This window comes from Acinetobacter sp. SH20PTE14 (assembly GCF_021391555.1).
GTDB lineage: Bacteria > Pseudomonadota > Gammaproteobacteria > Pseudomonadales > Moraxellaceae > Acinetobacter > Acinetobacter amyesii.
The window spans coordinates 1,622,905-1,640,213 of sequence record NZ_CP090067.1 but is presented as its reverse complement, the minus strand read 5'-3'; the positions used below and the strand labels follow the sequence as shown (position 1 = coordinate 1,640,213).

Here is a 17,309-nt window from a genome sequence, read left to right as displayed (position 1 = left end):
CCTATTAGCTCACTGTTTAATCAATGCGAATTTGATAAACAGTGAGTTTTGAAGGGTTTACATTTTAATACACAAAAATAGATTATAAAAAACAAAGGTTTATTTTTAAATTAAATTATTTTTTAAGCATTCCACATTTTCGTATAAAATACAGGGCTAATTTTCATCATTTTGTCATTGTAATTCTGACAAGGCTCTCCTATGTTTTCAGCATTTACACGCTTGAGTTTAGTAACCCGAATTATTATCGCCATTATTTTAGGTGTATTGGTTGCTGTTGTTGCTCCAGGCGTTGCACCCTATTTAAGTTTGCTTGGTGATTTATTCATTAAGGCATTGAAATCCGTAGCACCGATACTGGTCTTTGTACTTGTGCTGTCATCCATTGCAAATTTCAAAGTGGGTAGCAGTAATGCATACATTAAACCAATTATATTGATGTACGCTTTGGGTATGTTCTTTGCAGCGCTTAGTGCCGTGATTGTCAGTATTGTATTCCCAAGTACATTAATTTTGGATGTTGCTGCAGAAAATCTTGTTCCGCCAGGCAGTCTTGCTGAAATCTTGAAAAACTTATTATTAAGTTTTGTCGCAAACCCTGTTACAGCCATTTCAGAAGCAAATTTCATTGGAATCTTAGCTTGGGCTGTTGCCTTGGGTATTGCATTTCGCCATGCATCAGATACCACCAAAGTTTTCTTATCCGATGCTGCTGATGCGGTGAATAAAGTAATCCGTTTAGTGATTAACTTTGCACCTGTAGGTATCTTTGGTTTGGTTGCTGTTACATTTGCCGATTCAGGTTTGAAAACACTGATTAGCTATGCACACTTACTTGCGGTCTTAATTGGTACCATGTTGTTTGTTGCCTTGGCCATCAATCCACTAATGGTGGCATTTATGACCCGCTCAAATCCGTTCCCATTGGTTTTCCAATGTTTACGTGAAAGTGGTATCACTGCATTCTTTACGCGTAGTTCTGCTGCAAACATTCCTGTAAACCTTGACCTTGCGAAGCGTCTTGGTGTCCCTGAATCGACTGCAAGTGTTGCGATTCCGCTTGGCGCTGCGATTAACATGGCAGGCGCATCAGTGACAATTACTGTACTTACCTTAGCAACAGTGAATACTTTAGGTATTTCGGTTGATTTCACCACTATGTTGATTTTATCAGTCGTTGCTACCGTTTCTGCATGTGGTGCTTCAGGTGTGGCTGGTGGTTCATTATTACTTATTCCAGTGGCTTGTGGCCTGTTTGGTATTTCAAGCGATATCGCGATGCAAGTTGTAGCCATTGGTATGGTTATTAGCGTACTTCAAGATTCAACTGAAACCGCTTTAAACTCTTCGACTGACGTATTATTTACAGCTGCAGTAGACCGTGGTTTAAGATAATATCCTGATATTGGATACTTTTTAAGGCGAGGCCATGCCTTTACAGACTTTACCGCTTTGGATACAACTGGGTGCTTTTTTCCTCGCAGTGAATGCAGGAATGATTAATGTACTTGGACTGGTGACCATCTTGCACCAGTCAGTATCTCACATGACCGGTAATGTCAGTATGTTAGCCATGGCCTTCATTGCATGGCAGCCAAATACGATTATTTATTTGATTTTAGTCTTACTCTGTTATGTGATTGGCTCATTTTATAGTGGGCTTATTCTTGGAAATAGTCACTTTAGCTTAACCAGACGTTATGGCGTCCCATTAAGCTTGGTGGCTTTTTTTATTGTCCTGTGTTGGCTACTATTGCCCTATTTTCCGCGTTACGCTTTGCTTTGGGCATGTGTGGCTATGGGTGTACAAAATGCAATGGTTAGCCACTATAAAGGTACCATTATTCGTACCACACACCTTTCTGGTGTTTTGACGGACTTAGGTTTGGCTTTGGGTTATAAAGCCCGTGGACTTCCGGTTGAGTCTAAACGTGTGGTCTTACATTTATTAATTTTGGCGGGATTTATCGTTGGTGGCATACTTGCCAGTTGGCTTTATCCTTATTTAAAATTAAACGCATTCCTGATTCCTGCCGCACTCAGTTTAGTCATGAGCGCAGTATATTGGATCATCTATTTTCATTATCGACATATACACGATTAGTTGGAACGTATTATGGTTAAAAATGCATTACAGGCGCAACTGCTTAAAGCAGGTCTGGTCGATAATAAAAAGGCAAAAAAATTGTCTAAACAAGCCATACATGAAAAACGTACTGGTGAAAGTAAAGATGCTGAAATCAAGGCGAAAATTGAGCAAGATCAGCAGCAGAAAATGGCCAAAGATCATGCTTTAGAGCAAGACCGTAAAGCAGTTTTGCAAGAAAAAGAATTAAAAGCTGCCATCATGCAAATGATTAATCAGCATAAAATTCGTGATACCGATGGCGAATCGACCTATCAATTTATCGATGATGCCAAGATCAAAAAGCTTTATATCAATCAGCAAATTTATAATGCCCTTGTTGCGGGTAGTCTTGTTATTGCACGTGAAAATAGCAACTATGCTTTTTTACCAAAAGAATTAGCCGACCGTATTAATGCGAAAATGGAAGGCTTTATTATTGTGAATAATTCTGAAGTGAATGAGCAAACCACGGATGAAGAAGATCCATATGCAGCTTATGTAATTCCTGATGATTTAATGTGGTAAGCATTTCATATCACTAATGAAGCTCCCAATTAGGGAGCTTTTTTTTAGCTCAACATTTATCTATTTTAGTTCATCAATTAGGTTATACCTTCAAAAAATCATTTTTAGCACAAAATAAGTAACATTATGGACTATACATGTCGTAACTCCGTAAAGTTTACGAGTATAAAATTGCTTATATAATCATCATAATTACAATAGTTTGATCATTAAGCCTTTCATTTACTTCAATAAGAGTAGGATAATTTTGGAAAAATTTCAGTTCATTAAAAATATTCAAGATTGGTCAGATCAATACCCTTGGTTAGAATTGCTGACATCGCTCAGTCTCATTATTATTTTTGCCATCATTGCAAATTTTATCGCCAAGAAAATTGTGGTGCGTGGAATTCGTAAGCTCGTTTCTAAAATGGCCTTTAGCCATAGTCAAATTTTGTCAGAACATAGTGTGATTAAACGCTTTGCTAACATTGTTCCAGCAATTGTGATCTTAAATGGCATAACCACAGTCCCACATTTATCTGTGAAATTTATTTCAATCGTACAGATGGCTTGTCAGGCTTTTATCTTCTTGACCATTGCTTTGGCAATTTCTGAATTACTGAATATTTTTAATCTGATTTACCAACGTAATCCAAAATCTAGAAACAAACCGATTAAAGGCTATTTACAGTTGGTCAAATTGATTATTTTTTTGGTGTGTGGCCTGATGATTTTAGGTACTTTCTTGAAAAAAGATGTATTTACATTACTCGCAGGCTTTGGTGCTATGGCGGCCGTGCTCATGTTGGTTTTTCAGAACACCATTTTGTCACTGGTGGCTTCGGTACAAATTTCTTCTTATGACATGGTGCGAATTGGTGACTGGATTGAGATGCCTTCGCTTAATGCGGATGGCGATGTCATTGATATGTCATTACATACCATTACCGTGCAGAACTTTGATAAGACCTTTACCACGATTCCAACCAATAAACTGGTGACTGACACCTTTAAAAACTGGCGTGGTATGGCACAGTCAGGTGTGCGCCGCATCAAACGCTCGCTTTATATTGATCAAAGCTCTATTCATTTCATGACACAGGATGAGCAAAAAAAACTCAAAGAATTTTTATTGCTAGATCAATATCTTGATCATAAGCATGAAGAGCTTGCTCAGTTTAATCAGCAACTTTCAAATCAATCGAAATATAATCAGCGCCGTTTAACCAATCTTGGGACCTTTCGTGCCTATGTAGAATTCTACTTACAACAGCATTCAGGCATTGCCCAACACCAAACGATTTTGGTGCGTCAATTACAACCCACGAGTGAAGGCATACCTTTAGAGATTTATGCTTTTAGTAAAACAATTGCATGGAAAGATTATGAAGCGATTCAATCTGATATCTTTGACCATCTGATTGCAATCACACCCGAGTTTGGACTTAAAATCTATCAAGCTCCTTCTAGTGCCGATTTTAAAGCCCTCGTTCAACCAAATGCCGATAAAAGTTAAACTTTCCTCTCCCCATGTATATTCAAAGAAGAAATTCTGCAAATTTAAAAAGTCACAATGGCTTTTGAATATACATGGGGCTATCGGTTACCCCCCTCTACTTCCGCAATTACTTTAGATCATGCGATACAAGGAATAAAAGCGAATCAGATAAATGCGCTAATCGCTCAATTCCTTAAAAATATAATTCATCCGAAACAACTAAATATAATTAAAAAATCAGAACAAATACTATACAAATGTAGACATTTTTAGATACTATTTCTTAACAGTTGCATAAAAACGCTTCTAAAATAGGAACTTGATCATGGAAGGCCTCAATCAACCTTCTCAGAAATCAGTTAAAAACGAATCACAATTACTCATAGAATCGATGAATCGCACTTCTGCCAAACATACGCTCATACAGGCAGAAGCATGTGACCTAGAGAATCGTGTCCGTATTGAGCGTGCTTTATCCGACCCGATTGCACGTATTCCGGCACAGTTTAAAAATGCTTATTACAAGTTTTTGTACTATAACCAGAAAGACTATTTAAAACAGGTCAACTATTTCGCTCAGTTGGCCTTTTTAATCTATTTTTGGGCAGATCGCTATGTCCTGCCAGACGTAGAAATGCTTTCAGGTGTAATTCGTATCATTGCCATTATTGGTGCATTTAGCCTGAACTATGTTCTGTTTAAATATATCAAACAGATTAAATTGCTCGATTTGATTTTGCCACTCGCCACTTGCCTTTCAGCGATACTCTGGTTTGAAATATTACTTCAGTCGCAAAATGAACTGGTGCATAGTTATCAATATGCTGCCGTTATTTTGATTGTATTGGGTAATTTAAGTATTCATGTGCATTTTCGCCCTTCGATCATGACCTCTGCCATGATCTCGGCAGCGATACTTTTTGGCGCATGGCGCATTAATGATTTTGGTGATTTTACAATATTTTTATTGGTGTACGTTCCTGTGCTGCTGTTCAGTATGTATATCTGCTGGAACTCTACGCTCAACTCTCGTAAAACGTTTCTAAGAGCGCTGCTAGATGACTGGAACTTTCATACCCTGCGCAAAATTGCCCATACGGATGAATTGACCCAGTTAAGCAATCGTCGCCAATTTGTACATGCCGCCAATAAAAAAATCCAAGAAACCCCGATGACGGTCTGTACCAGTCTTTTGATTTTTGATGTCGATCATTTTAAAGCGATTAATGATCAATACGGACATGATGTCGGCGATCAAGTGTTATGCCAAATTGCTGAAATTACACGGAAAGAAATGCGTTTTTACGATATATTGGCGCGTTTCGGGGGTGAAGAATTTATTGTACTTTTGCCTTATACCGTCCCAGAAGATGCATTAAAAATTGCTGAACGGTTAAGACATAAAATGGAACAACATCAGTTTCATATGGATGGTCTATTGGTGAAATTTTCGATCTCCATTGGAGTTTCTCAAATTGACCCTGACTATGCCAAACTTGATCAGTTAATTAAACAGGCCGATATTACTCTATACGAAGCAAAACGCCAAGGTCGTAATCGGGTTGTACATTTTAATTCTATGAACTTTTGCAGCCAAGCTTTTAAGTAAATAAACAAATCAAAATGGAGAAAAACCAGCGAATCCATTACACTCAGAGCTGAAGAAAGAAAGATTAATTACAGCAAAATTCTCAGGTTATCTGCATGCTTAAATGGTTTGAAAATTTAGTTGACGCTTATCCTGAACAGGACTTGAATAAACCATTGCCGACAAAATTTTTCCCCTTTGTATGGCAAGCTGCGACGGGTGTAAAAAAATACCTATTGTTATTGGTACTCTGTACAGCAGGTGTAGCGAGTTTTGAAGCACTGCTTTATTCCAAAATTGGCGAATTAGTCAATTGGATCAGTAAGTCTCAACCTGAAACCTTTTTACAGCAGCACCAGACGAATCTGACCATTTTAAGCTTTATTTTATTGGCAAATATCTTCTTTTCTTGCCTTCAAACGATTATTAAACATCAGATTTTATACAGTACCTTTCCAATGCGCCTACGTTGGAGATTTCATAACTTATTATTGAAACAAAGTTTAGATTTCTTCCATAACGATTTTGCAGGCCGTTTATCTGCCAAGGTTATGCAAACTTCACTGGCTGTACGTGAGTTTTGGATTATTCTTGGTGACATGTTGGCCTATGTCTTCATTTACCTGATTTCTATCACCGTGATTTTAGGTGCTATATCGCCACTGTTAATTATTCCGTTATTACTATGGCTGGCTTTATTTATTGGTTCTGCATGCTATTTCATCCCAAAATTAAGCAAAATTTCAAATGAACAAGCCAATGCACGCGCAGTAATGACTGGTCGTGTCACCGATGCCTACACCAATATTCAAACGGTGAAATTGTTTGCCCATGCAGGCCGTGAAAGCCAATATGCCAAAGCCTCAATGAAAGAATTTATGGTGACGGTGTATAAGCAAATGCGACTTGCTGCAAAATACAACATCGCGACGAATTTGCTGATCATTGTTTTATATGGTGGCGTACTTGGAACAGCCGTTTGGCTCTGGATGGATGGTCAAGCTGAGCTTGGGGTCATTGCAGCAGCGACCGCCATGATTTTAAAACTCAGTAGTATTTCCGAGTTTATGATGTGGCAAACATCTGCCCTATTTGAAAATGTCGGGACCATTCAAGATGGGATGAAAACCATGGGCCGCCCAATTCATATTCAAGACAAAGCTGATGCAACCGACTTAAAAGTACAGCAAGGCGAAATTAAATTTGAAGATGTCAGTTTTGCTTATAATGATAAAAAGGTCATCAATCAATTTAATTTAACCATTCGACCAGGTGAAAAAATCGGTATAGTCGGGCGTTCAGGTGCCGGAAAATCGACATTAATTCAACTTTTACTCCACTTTTACGATATCAACCATGGTCGTATTTCGATTGATGGCCAAAATATAGAAGATATTACCCAAGATAGCTTAAGAAAAAATATTGCTTTGGTGACCCAAGACACCTCGTTATTGCATCGCACGGTTGAAGAAAATATTAAATATGGCCGCCCGAATGCAACAGATGAAGAAATGTATGATGCAGTGCGTAAAGCGAAAGCTGATGAATTCATTCCTCAATTGATCGATTTACGTGGCCAACGTGGCTATGACGCATTTGTCGGTGAACGTGGCGTAAAATTATCAGGTGGTCAGCGTCAACGTATTGCGATTGCTCGAGTATTTTTAAAAGACGCACCGATTTTAATTTTAGATGAAGCCACAAGTGCGCTCGATTCAGAAGTCGAAGCTGCGATTCAATCGAGTTTAGATGATTTGATGCAAGGCAAAACTGTGATTGCCATTGCGCATCGACTGTCAACAATTGCGCAAATGGATCGATTGATTGTCTTGGATCAAGGACGTATTGCTGAGCAAGGCACCCATGAAGAGCTTGTCGCTTTGAATGGTATTTATGCACACTTGTGGCAGCGTCAAACCGGTGGCTTTTTAATAGAACAACATAAAGTAGAATCAAAGGAAGATGAAAATGCTGTATCTGGAAGACCTTAAAGTTGGTGATCACTTTAGCAGTCGTGAATATGAAATGACTGTTGAAGAAATAAAAAAATTTGCCATCGCTTATGATCCTCAGGAATTTCATACAGATGAAGTCAAAGCCCAACAACACCCGATCTTTCAAGGGCTAGCGGCAAGTGGTTGGCATACTGCTGCTGTAACAATGCGCTTATGGACTGAATGTTTCCCTGTGGCTTATGGCTTAATTGGCTCAGAGTCAAGTCTGCGTTGGCCGCGCCCAACACGTCCGGGGGATAAAATTCGTGTAGAAGTTGAGATATCAGCAATTACTCCATCGAAAAGTAAGATAGACCGCGGCATTGTGACCTATGTTACGCAAGCGCTCAATCAGCACAATGACGTTCTGTATATGTCTACGACCAAAATTGTGGTCTTTTCCAAAGATTTTAAACCGAATTAATCCTTAACGGCCTACTTTACAACGCTAAGGTAGGCCGCTATAAATAATTGAGCCTAGTCAGTTTGTCCAACAATTTTTGTGGGCTACAACACAAAATCATGCCAATATAAGCTTGAACAGAAGAAAAACCCGCATTGCAACGGAACGCTATGAAAACAATTAATTCCCGTCAGGATCAGGGTATTCCCGGAGTATATGGATTGCTCCTATTAGATGTGGTCTCTCGATGGGGCTACACTGCAGAGACATTATTTAGTCCCTTCGGATTAAACAGCGAACAATTGGCTGAACCAGATTTCCGTATTCCAACACCCATCGCCAATCAATTGGTAGAGCACGCACTACGATTAACTGGTGAGCCAACTTTAGGTTTTCATTTGGGCAACCAAATGCGCATCTCAATTCATGGTTTTATTGGCTATGCCATCATGACGGCGAATGACATAACCGATGCCTTAGTCTTGGCAAACCGTTTTATTCAGTTACGCATGCCCTTTTTACAGCTTTTTTTCTCGACATTTGGAACCAAAGCGACTGTTCAACTACAAACCGACGTGACGATTGAGCCTTTACGTACTGAGATTTCAATTGCCTTAATTTTTGGCATGATCAGCATGGGCAAGGCAATTACCGGTGTGGATTATTCTGCTGGTGAAATTGATTTTGATTTCCCTCAACCTGAAGGTTTTGAGCGGTTTATTGCCAAATATCCACGACACCAATTTAGATTTGATCAGCCACATCTCTTACTTAGTTTTGATAAGCAATATTTAACCAATAAATTGGTCCATGCAGACCCGATTGCCAGTCAAATCGCGATTAATCAATGTGAAGCTGAACTCTCCGCTTTGGGCGAACGTCACCGTATTGCCATGCGCGTTCGTGACATTTTAACCAACTCCGAACAGCACTATTTAAGTATCGAAAGTGTTGCTGAACGGCTACACATGTCCGATCGAACTCTTAAACGCCAACTTGCTGCCGAAGGGACTTCATTTTCAACATTGGTCGACGAAGTTCGCTACCGTCATGCTACTTCGCTCCTGTCACGAACTGATTTTACCTTAGAGCAAATTGCTGATGAATTGGGCTATAGCGATGTCGCCAATTTTAGCCGTGCTTTTAAGCGTTGGAGTGGTCGTAGCCCAAGCAATTGGCGTAAAGATCCGTACTTATAAGTCTTTTGTTTTAAGTAAAAAGCATGTATAACTCATGCCAAAAATGAATTTAATGGATTTAAGGAGTTATCAATGAATCATCCTTCAGATTTAAAGTACGCAAGTACACATGAATGGGTGCGAATTGAAGGTGACCTTGTTGTTACAGGCATTTCTGATCATGCACAAGACGCATTGGGTGATTTAGTTTATGTTGAAGCACCAGATGTTGGTCAACATATCACTGCTGGCGAACAAGCGGGTGTGGTTGAGTCGGTAAAAACCGCTTCTGATATTCATGCTCCGGTTTCTGGTGTGGTTGTTGAAGTCAATCCAGACCTTGAAGATGATCCAGATTTTGTAAACGATGCGCCTTATAGCAAAGGTTGGATTTATAAAATTAAACCAGACAATATGGCTGATGTAGATGCTTTATTGACCAGCGAACAATATGAAGCTGGCCTGTAAATATTTCTAATATCTAAAAAATCAGCCCTCAGGCTGATTTTTTTATTTCAATATGATGGCTGAATTGGCTTATATACCATTTGCATGAATATGCAGCTTATATTTCTTCCGAAACTTCGGTACTTTCAGGTTCTTCTTTCTTTTCTTCAACCATACTAAACGATTGCGCAGCCGCTGAAGTACCATTTGCACGTGAACTTTTTAGTTTAATTTGCAAACGTAGTTCATTGGTTGAATCAGCATTTCTTAAGGCTTCTTCATAAGAAATTGCGCCGTCATTATATAAATCAAATAAAGCTTGGTCGAAAGTTTGCATCCCAAGTTCACGAGATTTTGCCATGATCGCTTTTAATTCATGAAACTCACCTTTCAAAATCAAATCTGAAATAAGCGGCGTGTTTAACATGATTTCAACGGCTGCACGGCGTCCTTTACCATCTTCAGTCCGGATTAAACGCTGAGAAACAATCGCTTTCATATTGCTCGATAAATCCATAAGCAATTGATTTCTTCGCTCTTCTGGGAAGAAGTTAATAATCCGATCTAGGGTTTGATTGGCGTTATTTGAATGTAGCGTACCTAAACATAAATGTCCTGTTTCAGCAAAGGCAATTGCATGTTCCATAGTCTCGGTATCACGAATCTCACCGATTAAAATCACGTCTGGCGCTTGTCGTAGTGTATTTTTTAAGGCGTTATGCCACGAATGACTATCTACACCAACTTCACGATGCGTAATCATAGATTTTTTATGTTTATGGACATATTCCACTGGGTCTTCAACAGTGATGATATGCCCTGCGCTGTTTTCATTTCGATAATCAATCAGTGCCGCTAAAGAGGTTGATTTCCCTGAACCTGTTCCACCAACGACTAAAACCAAACCACGTTTTTCCATAATTACATGCTTAAGCGAAGCCGGTAATTTAAGTTTTTCAAAGTTTGGAATTTCTGCGGTAATGGTACGAATGACCATACCTACATGTAACTGTTGCTGAAATACATTGACACGAAAACGTGAAACGTTTGGCACACTAATCGCAAAGTTACATTCTAATTCTTTCTCAAATTCTTTGCGCTGCTTCTCATTCATCAGACTATAGGCGAAAAGCTTTGTTTTCTCAGCATCAAGCTCTTGCTGCCCAAAGGGTTTCATCATGCCTTGATGTTTAATACTTGGTGGAAAATCTGCCGTAATAAATAAATCAGAACCACCATATTCAACCACTTTTGTTAACATGTGGAACATAAAACGGCGTGCTTCTTCCAGCAATTCAGCAGTGTACATCAACTTCCCCAATATAAAATTTCAAACACCCAAGCACAGATTGTCATTATTTCAGGCGCTGTATTGGGCTTAGATATTATTGTGCATAAAAAGTGTGATTCACTCAAACATAAAATACTGAATTATCAGTATATATTTTAAAATATAAGCCATATTTCAATTTTTATATTGAAGTAAGCAACAAAGGATTTTTCAAAATAAAAGCCTTAGAACAATCAATATTCTAAGGCTTTGGGCTACATCAATTCAGACTGAGTATGCTCTGGATTGTTAAGCACTACGTTTGATTTGTGATACACGAAGTTCATTCGCAACCTGTTGAATCAAATCAATGGTTTTGTCCCAACCTAAGCATCCATCTGTTACAGATTGACCATAAGTCATTTCACAACTAATTTTTTGATTACCATCCACTAAATGACTTTCTAACATCACACCACGCACTTGGGTATGCTCACGCTCCGCAACAATTGTGCGTAATACTTCAGGTTGCTTCATTGGGTCTTTATGGCTATTGCCATGACTACAATCGATCACTAAAGCTGGTAAATCGCCTTTTACTTTTCTGCGAATTTTGTCTATTTCAGCCAAACTATAATTTGGACCTGTATTGGAACCACGTAAAATCAAATGTGCTTGCGGGTTGCCGACCGATTCTAAAATACACGGTAAGCCAGTTTGGCTCATACCTAAAAACTGGTGTGGATGCGAAGCAGATTGAATAGCATCTAGAGCAATTTGGATTGAGCCATCTGTTCCGTTTTTGAAACCAATACTGTATGGCATATGACTCGAGATTTCACGATGAATTTGTGATTCGCTGGTACGCGCACCGATTGCACCCCAAGCCAAAAGGTCATCAAAATAACCCGTCGCCATTGGGCTTAAAATTTCAGAGGCAATTGGCAAACCCATTTCAATAATTTGTAAGTACAGCTCACGTGATTTTTCTAAGCCCAACTGCATATTAGATGAACCATCTAAACTTGGGTCATACATATAGCCTTTCCAGCCCACTGTAGTACGTGGTTTCTCAATGTATGCGCGCATCACAAGAAAAATTTGATCTGAAACCTGTGCCTGTAATTGTTTTAATTTTTCTGCATATTCCAACGCAGCAATCGGATCATGGATTGAACATGGACCGGTAATAATCATTAGACGCGGGTCTTGACCCGTCAAAATATTTTGAATAGTAGCACGATGTGAAGCAATTTGTTCTGCAGCATGAACTGATAAAGGTAATTGTTGTTTCAGTTGATGTGGCAAGCTCAAAAGCGTTTCTTTTGGCCGTGTAGATTTCTGAATTTCTGAATTTTGAGTTTGTTGTAAAGCTGTATTTAGCGCATTCATTGGTTCTATTCCTTTGGACTGTACGTATAAACAGTCCGATCTTTTATCTGAGCGTTATGGGACTTTGGGACTTCAAGGCTTTAGACATAGACTGACTAAAGTAAAACCAATAACCGTTGCTAAAATATGAATTATTTACTGTAAACATGAGATTTCTCCAAAAATATTATAAAAATCAAGACATAAAAAAACCTGATCAGGGTTGCCGATCAGGTATAAACTTGGTGGGCAACCTTTTTCATGCCCGAACGCGTTCAGGCAATTATCTAAACTGCCAGAAGTAATAATATGCGTTTGAGATTAAAGGTTGCTTTAACATCTTGATTTCATCAAAAAGTATCTGTCTGAAAATTAAAATACGCTGTATTCATCGGTTTGACAATAGTTTTTTGCTATTTTGTTGTATTAAATAACGCTGCTGTAAATAATTGCGACCTATTTTTAAAATTTGATGTATTGATTAATAAATAAACATTTATTAGACTGCACAACATTAGGCTGTCTTAAGATTTTTTCCATTTATTTTTAATTCGAGTATTTGCCAATGAAGTAAGCCCTGTTTTTTTCATCATCAAATCCATTTTTTGATGTGCAAACACATGGCTAATGACTTCGACTGCATTTTCTCAAATATTGTCTTTTTTATAGAATAAAATTAGTTATTTGTATTGCGCATCTTTGCTATCGCAAGGTGCATCTATGACTCAAACGGCTTGTACAATTTCCAAATTTAGCTTGGAATTTCCATCCAAAACACTTTTTAAAAACCTGAAATTTAACCTCAATCAACAACAACTTTCGGCATGTGTTGGTCGCAATGGTTTAGGAAAATTCTGCATCCTTAAAATCTTACATGCGCAAAATCTGAAAGATCTCCCCTATGAAGGTGAAATTTCATGGAATGTACCACATGCCTATTTATCACAATTTTCTCGACTAGAAGCTGACACGATTGCTTCTGCACTCGGTGTGGAAGATTTATATGACGCATTTCAACGTATCGAAATAGGCAATGCCAGTTTTGAAGACTTTGAGCTGACTGAAAACCAATGGCACCGTCCTGCACTATGGCAGCAACAACTTAAGCAAGCTTCCCTACCAACAGATTTAAATTTCCCAGTCGCTCAGCTGAGTGAGGGGCAAAAAACTAAATTGGCATTGTGTGCATTATTTTTAAAAACTGACCATTATTTACTTTTGGATGAGCCAAGTAACCATTTAGATGCATCCTCACGCTTATGGCTCATCGATCGTTTAAAAAAACCATCCTGCGGGTGCATTCGTCATCAGTCATGATCGAGAGTTGCTGCAACATGTAGAGCATATCTATGCTTTAAATGAGTTTGGACTCAGTCATGTTACTGGAAACTATGAAGACTACGTTCAACAAAATGATCTGCAAAATAAAGCCTTACAGCGTAATGCTTTACAGCAGCAGCGTGAGTTAAAACAACTCAAATTACAACAACACGAAACACAGATGAAAGCGCAAAAACGAGAACAACAAGGGCGTGTCCTACGCAAGTCAAGCACCCAAGCCAAAGTGTTACTCGATTTTAAAAAGGAACAAGCCGGTCAAAGCCTCGCTTCAGTTCAAACGCAACAGCAGAAGCAATTGGAAGAAAAGAGATCTCAATTGATTCAGTCACAGCAACAACTTGAGCATGTCAAAGAGCAGCAATTCGTTTTTCAACATCACGCTGAAAAAACAGGAGAAATCTTAAGAGTTAAACATTTTCATCGCAAAACATCTCAGCACCAGCCTTTCGACTTGGCCTTACAGGCAGGTGAAAAAATTCATTTAAAAGGAAAAAATGGTATTGGTAAATCTACATTTCTAAAGTATTTGAGTCAGACCACATCACAGTCTAGCCATGAAATGTTTTTGTCTGTGCATACCCTGTATTTAGACCAAAACTTGAGTAATTTATCACCTGAACTGAGTGTTTTGGACAATTTGGCAAAGTTTAATCCTGAGGTTTCGTCAACGGAATGGCGTAATCAACTCGGTCAACTTAGAATCCGTGGTCAAAAAGCGGAACTGCCATTTCACTGTTTAAGTGGTGGTGAGCGTTTAAAAGTGACCTTGTTGGGCTTAAATTATTTAACACCGAATATTGAGCTTTTATTGTTAGATGAACCTGAAAATCACTTAGATATAGAGTCTAGAATGTTATTGGCTCAAGCCATTCAGCATTATACAGGTGCGGTGATCCTCGTTTCACATGATGCATATTTTGTAGAATCTTGTGGCATTCAGAATAGCGTGCAATTAGTTGAATAACTCTCGCTCGCTAGATATATCTAAAAAAGCCAAAGTAGATGAACGCTACTTTGGCGAATTTAATGCTTTAGAAATCATCCATTGGAAGCATTAAGGGCAATATTGCTAAACAATACTGTATTTTAACACCCGATTTTCTTCATGATTTTTTGTTTAAGGCGCTGCTGAAGTGAAGCTGAACGTTCCTTAAGCTCGGCACGCCAGTCATTTGGCACTGAACATTTCGCGAGTCGAACCCAAACGCTGGCAAACTGTTTGATAAAACTGGCTTCGTTGTAGTGAATACCATATTCCTCACAGAGTGCTTTAATTTTAGGTGCGGCTTCTGCATAGCGGTTTGCAGGCATATCTGGGAATAAATGGTGTTCAATTTGGTGACTCAAATTACCACTGAGTATATGCAACCATTGTGTTCCACTAAAATTACTTGAGCCACGAATTTGACGGAGATACCACTCTGCTCGAGTTTCATTTTCGGTATTATCCATCTCAAAGTTTTCCGCATCTTCTGTAAAATGGCCATTAAAGATGACAGCGGAAGCCCATAAGCTACGAATCACGTTGGCTACAGCATTTCCTGCAAATACCGGAATGGCATTGGGACCTGCAATAAGCGGGAAAAACACATAATCTTTAATCACTTGGCGCTTAATTTTCTGACGTACATCGGCCGCTTCATGCCATACATCTTTCCAAGTTTTGGTTTTATACGCAATAACATCTTCTAAATGTAAACGTTGAATGCCGACATACCACTCAAAGAAAACCATGAGTTGGGCTGCCAGTGGAATATTGAAAAGAAAACGTGGCTCCCACTTTTGCGATTCACTCACACGAATTAAGCCATAGCCGACATCATGGTCCATACCGACAATATTGGTATAGGTGTGATGCACATAGTTATGGGTATATTTCCAGTCTTGACCTGTGGCAATGGTATCCCAATCATAATTAGCACCATTTAAACTCGGGTCATTTAACCAATCAAACTGACCATGCATCACATTATGACCGAGTTCCATGTTCTCTACGATTTTAGAAATACCCAATAAACCCGTACTCATTAACCAAACTGGTGGAATCCAACCTGCAAACATCAACATGCCACGAGAAGCAATCTCGCTATAACGGACAAAATTGCGAATTTTATAAATATACGCTGCATCTTTTTCACCTACGTTCTGCATGATTTCACGTCGTATTTGCTCAACTTTTTCGCCAAATTCAGCAGTTTGTTCGGGTGATAAATAACGTGACTTACTATTCGAACTAATATATATCGATTGATTCATGATGATGCCCCTGATTTGTTTTTATGCGGCTTGGGTTAGAGTTGAATACGTACAGGTGAAATTGCCTGAGAGACACATAATTTGATTTGTGTGTTATTCGCATGATCAATTTCGCCAGTGAGTAAGTTTTTCACTGAACCCTGTAATTTGGTACACGAACAGGTATTACAAATACCCATCCGACAGCCATGCGCAGGTTTTAAACCAGCTTTTTCAGCACTTTCCAGTAAATTACCCTCTGCCAAAAAATCTTGCTGGGCTAAACTAAAAGTGACAGGTTGAGCAGGTACTGAATCATCAGCAATCATCTGAAAATATTCAGTATTTAAATACTCTGAAAGCTTGAACTCACGATACAGTTGCTCAATGCTTTGCATCATTGGCTCTGCACCACAGGCATAGCAATCTCGCTGCTTAAAATCAGGGACCATGTGATTTAGCACCTCTGGTGTGATATGCAATTTGGTTTTCAGCGTATTAATCGCATGTAAATGTGCATGGTTAGATTGCTTTGCTAGTTGAATCAATTCATCCAAGTAAGCATCATCTCGATTGAAGTAAATCAGGTCAACCGGACGTCCAAGCTGAATTGCTTGTTTAAACAAAGCCATGATTGAGGTAATGCCACTACCAGAAGCAAGCAGTAAAATTGGTCGATCCGAATTTAGCTTTAGGCCAAACTCACCTTGCGGTTGCGATAATTCAACAACCTCACCTGTTTTTAACTGAGTTAAGCAGTTGGACACTATGCCTTGTTGTTTGACTGCAATCACCACATGACCTGATGTATTGATTTCGACGATGCTATAGCTACGTTGATGACGTACACCATCTTTGACAACTGTCACCAGAACACATTGGCCTGGTTGATAGTTTGCTACTTTAAAGTTGTGATTCGCTAAAAAACTCAGTTCATAAAACCCGATCCCCACACAACGTGATTTGACCAATTGTGCTTTTACACGTTTGTAGGCCCAAATTGCATCAAATTTTTCTGCAATAAAATCAATAAAATCTTCCCGAATCCACTCAGGCTTGTAACTTGTAGTTGTCATTTTTTGCCTCGGATAATGCATTAATATACATTTGTTTTTAAATTATGCTTACCTTATGTTTAGTGCTAATTTCCCACCATGTGAATTCGGGACAAAATCTATCATTTGGCATTTTTTATCATTTTATGTCTAACAATCTGTCACTTTTTGCAAATCCTAATTTGAAGTTTTGATTTGTTATAACGACACAAAAAAAAACTAGGCCAAAGCCTAGTTTTTAAATAGTGAAAATTAACGCATTAATTTTTAAATGATTAGTCGTTTAATCAAAAA

At 38.7% G+C, this 17,309-nt stretch carries 13 protein-coding genes and 1 pseudogene; 10 read left to right on the top strand and 4 right to left on the bottom strand.

Features of this window, described 5'->3' with window-relative positions; all coding sequences use genetic code 11:
• Positions 1 to 201 precede the first annotated feature (201 nt).
• The 9 genes from sstT (at position 202) to gcvH (ending at position 9,764) form a co-directional block, all read left to right on the top strand.
• Complete coding sequence (sstT, locus tag LXF01_RS08210; RefSeq protein WP_233945373.1) at positions 202 to 1,395, top strand: serine/threonine transporter SstT; 1,194 nt, start codon at positions 202 to 204, stop codon at positions 1,393 to 1,395.
• 34 nt (positions 1,396 to 1,429) lie between these two features.
• On the top strand, positions 1,430 to 2,104 hold the full coding sequence (locus LXF01_RS08205) for a YoaK family protein (RefSeq protein WP_078193804.1): 675 nt from the start codon (positions 1,430 to 1,432) through the stop codon (positions 2,102 to 2,104).
• A gap of 12 nt (positions 2,105 to 2,116) precedes the next feature.
• Entirely contained in the window at positions 2,117 to 2,653 is a 537-nt protein-coding gene (locus tag LXF01_RS08200) for a DUF2058 domain-containing protein (RefSeq protein WP_078193805.1), read from the top strand.
• Between the two features lie 247 nt (positions 2,654 to 2,900).
• On the top strand, positions 2,901 to 4,151 hold the full coding sequence (locus LXF01_RS08195) for a mechanosensitive ion channel family protein (protein ID WP_233945372.1): 1,251 nt from the start codon (positions 2,901 to 2,903) through the stop codon (positions 4,149 to 4,151).
• A gap of 307 nt (positions 4,152 to 4,458) precedes the next feature.
• Positions 4,459 to 5,742 carry a GGDEF domain-containing protein gene (locus LXF01_RS08190; RefSeq protein ID WP_233945371.1) on the top strand — a complete coding sequence of 428 codons (1,284 nt, stop codon included), beginning with the start codon at positions 4,459 to 4,461 and terminating at the stop codon, positions 5,740 to 5,742.
• A gap of 95 nt (positions 5,743 to 5,837) precedes the next feature.
• Positions 5,838 to 7,712 carry an ABC transporter ATP-binding protein gene (locus LXF01_RS08185; RefSeq protein ID WP_180171966.1) on the top strand — a complete coding sequence of 625 codons (1,875 nt, stop codon included), beginning with the start codon at positions 5,838 to 5,840 and terminating at the stop codon, positions 7,710 to 7,712.
• Positions 7,690 to 8,139: a MaoC family dehydratase gene (locus LXF01_RS08180; protein ID WP_233945370.1), complete on the top strand. Its 450-nt coding sequence runs from the start codon at positions 7,690 to 7,692 to the stop codon at positions 8,137 to 8,139. The genes LXF01_RS08185 and LXF01_RS08180 overlap by 23 nt, the downstream gene beginning before the upstream one ends.
• Positions 8,140 to 8,288: 149 nt before the next feature.
• On the top strand, positions 8,289 to 9,317 hold the full coding sequence (locus LXF01_RS08175) for an AraC family transcriptional regulator (RefSeq protein ID WP_180102050.1): 1,029 nt from the start codon (positions 8,289 to 8,291) through the stop codon (positions 9,315 to 9,317).
• A 72-nt stretch (positions 9,318 to 9,389) separates the two neighbouring features.
• Complete coding sequence (gcvH, locus tag LXF01_RS08170) at positions 9,390 to 9,764, top strand: glycine cleavage system protein GcvH (RefSeq protein ID WP_078193810.1); 375 nt, start codon at positions 9,390 to 9,392, stop codon at positions 9,762 to 9,764.
• Between the two features lie 97 nt (positions 9,765 to 9,861).
• On the opposite strand, the gene LXF01_RS08165 is transcribed toward gcvH, so the two are convergent.
• Complete coding sequence (locus tag LXF01_RS08165) at positions 9,862 to 11,052, bottom strand: PilT/PilU family type 4a pilus ATPase (RefSeq protein WP_180065086.1); 1,191 nt, start codon at positions 11,050 to 11,052, stop codon at positions 9,862 to 9,864.
• 270 nt (positions 11,053 to 11,322) lie between these two features.
• Positions 11,323 to 12,405, bottom strand: coding sequence for a 3-deoxy-7-phosphoheptulonate synthase (locus tag LXF01_RS08160; RefSeq protein ID WP_180065087.1), 1,083 nt, complete (start codon positions 12,403 to 12,405; stop codon positions 11,323 to 11,325).
• 699 nt (positions 12,406 to 13,104) lie between these two features.
• Between LXF01_RS08160 and LXF01_RS08155 the strand changes: the two are divergent.
• Positions 13,105 to 14,689, top strand: a pseudogene (locus LXF01_RS08155) (ATP-binding cassette domain-containing protein).
• A gap of 122 nt (positions 14,690 to 14,811) precedes the next feature.
• Here the strand turns inward: LXF01_RS08155 and LXF01_RS08150 are convergent.
• Together LXF01_RS08150 and LXF01_RS08145 are read right to left on the bottom strand one after the other, a co-directional pair.
• The gene (locus LXF01_RS08150) at positions 14,812 to 15,981 is read right to left on the bottom strand and encodes a fatty acid desaturase family protein (RefSeq protein WP_233945369.1); all 1,170 of its coding nucleotides are present in this window, start codon (positions 15,979 to 15,981) and stop codon (positions 14,812 to 14,814) included.
• Between the two features lie 35 nt (positions 15,982 to 16,016).
• Positions 16,017 to 17,036: a flavin reductase family protein gene (locus tag LXF01_RS08145; RefSeq protein WP_233945368.1), complete on the bottom strand. Its 1,020-nt coding sequence runs from the start codon at positions 17,034 to 17,036 to the stop codon at positions 16,017 to 16,019.
• Positions 17,037 to 17,309: the final 273 nt, after the last annotated feature.

Coding starts and splice junctions, on each gene's coding strand:
- LXF01_RS08145 (WP_233945368.1), bottom strand. CDS start 17,036: ATGACAACTACAAGTTACAAGCCTGAGTGGATTCGGGAAGATTTTATT.
- LXF01_RS08200 (WP_078193805.1), top strand. CDS start 2,117: ATGGTTAAAAATGCATTACAGGCGCAACTGCTTAAAGCAGGTCTGGTC.
- LXF01_RS08150 (WP_233945369.1), bottom strand. CDS start 15,981: ATGAATCAATCGATATATATTAGTTCGAATAGTAAGTCACGTTATTTA.
- LXF01_RS08190 (WP_233945371.1), top strand. CDS start 4,459: ATGGAAGGCCTCAATCAACCTTCTCAGAAATCAGTTAAAAACGAATCA.
- gcvH (WP_078193810.1), top strand. CDS start 9,390: ATGAATCATCCTTCAGATTTAAAGTACGCAAGTACACATGAATGGGTG.
- LXF01_RS08165 (WP_180065086.1), bottom strand. CDS start 11,052: ATGTACACTGCTGAATTGCTGGAAGAAGCACGCCGTTTTATGTTCCAC.
- LXF01_RS08160 (WP_180065087.1), bottom strand. CDS start 12,405: ATGAATGCGCTAAATACAGCTTTACAACAAACTCAAAATTCAGAAATT.
- sstT (WP_233945373.1), top strand. CDS start 202: ATGTTTTCAGCATTTACACGCTTGAGTTTAGTAACCCGAATTATTATC.
- LXF01_RS08205 (WP_078193804.1), top strand. CDS start 1,430: ATGCCTTTACAGACTTTACCGCTTTGGATACAACTGGGTGCTTTTTTC.
- LXF01_RS08175 (WP_180102050.1), top strand. CDS start 8,289: ATGAAAACAATTAATTCCCGTCAGGATCAGGGTATTCCCGGAGTATAT.
- LXF01_RS08180 (WP_233945370.1), top strand. CDS start 7,690: ATGCTGTATCTGGAAGACCTTAAAGTTGGTGATCACTTTAGCAGTCGT.
- LXF01_RS08185 (WP_180171966.1), top strand. CDS start 5,838: ATGCTTAAATGGTTTGAAAATTTAGTTGACGCTTATCCTGAACAGGAC.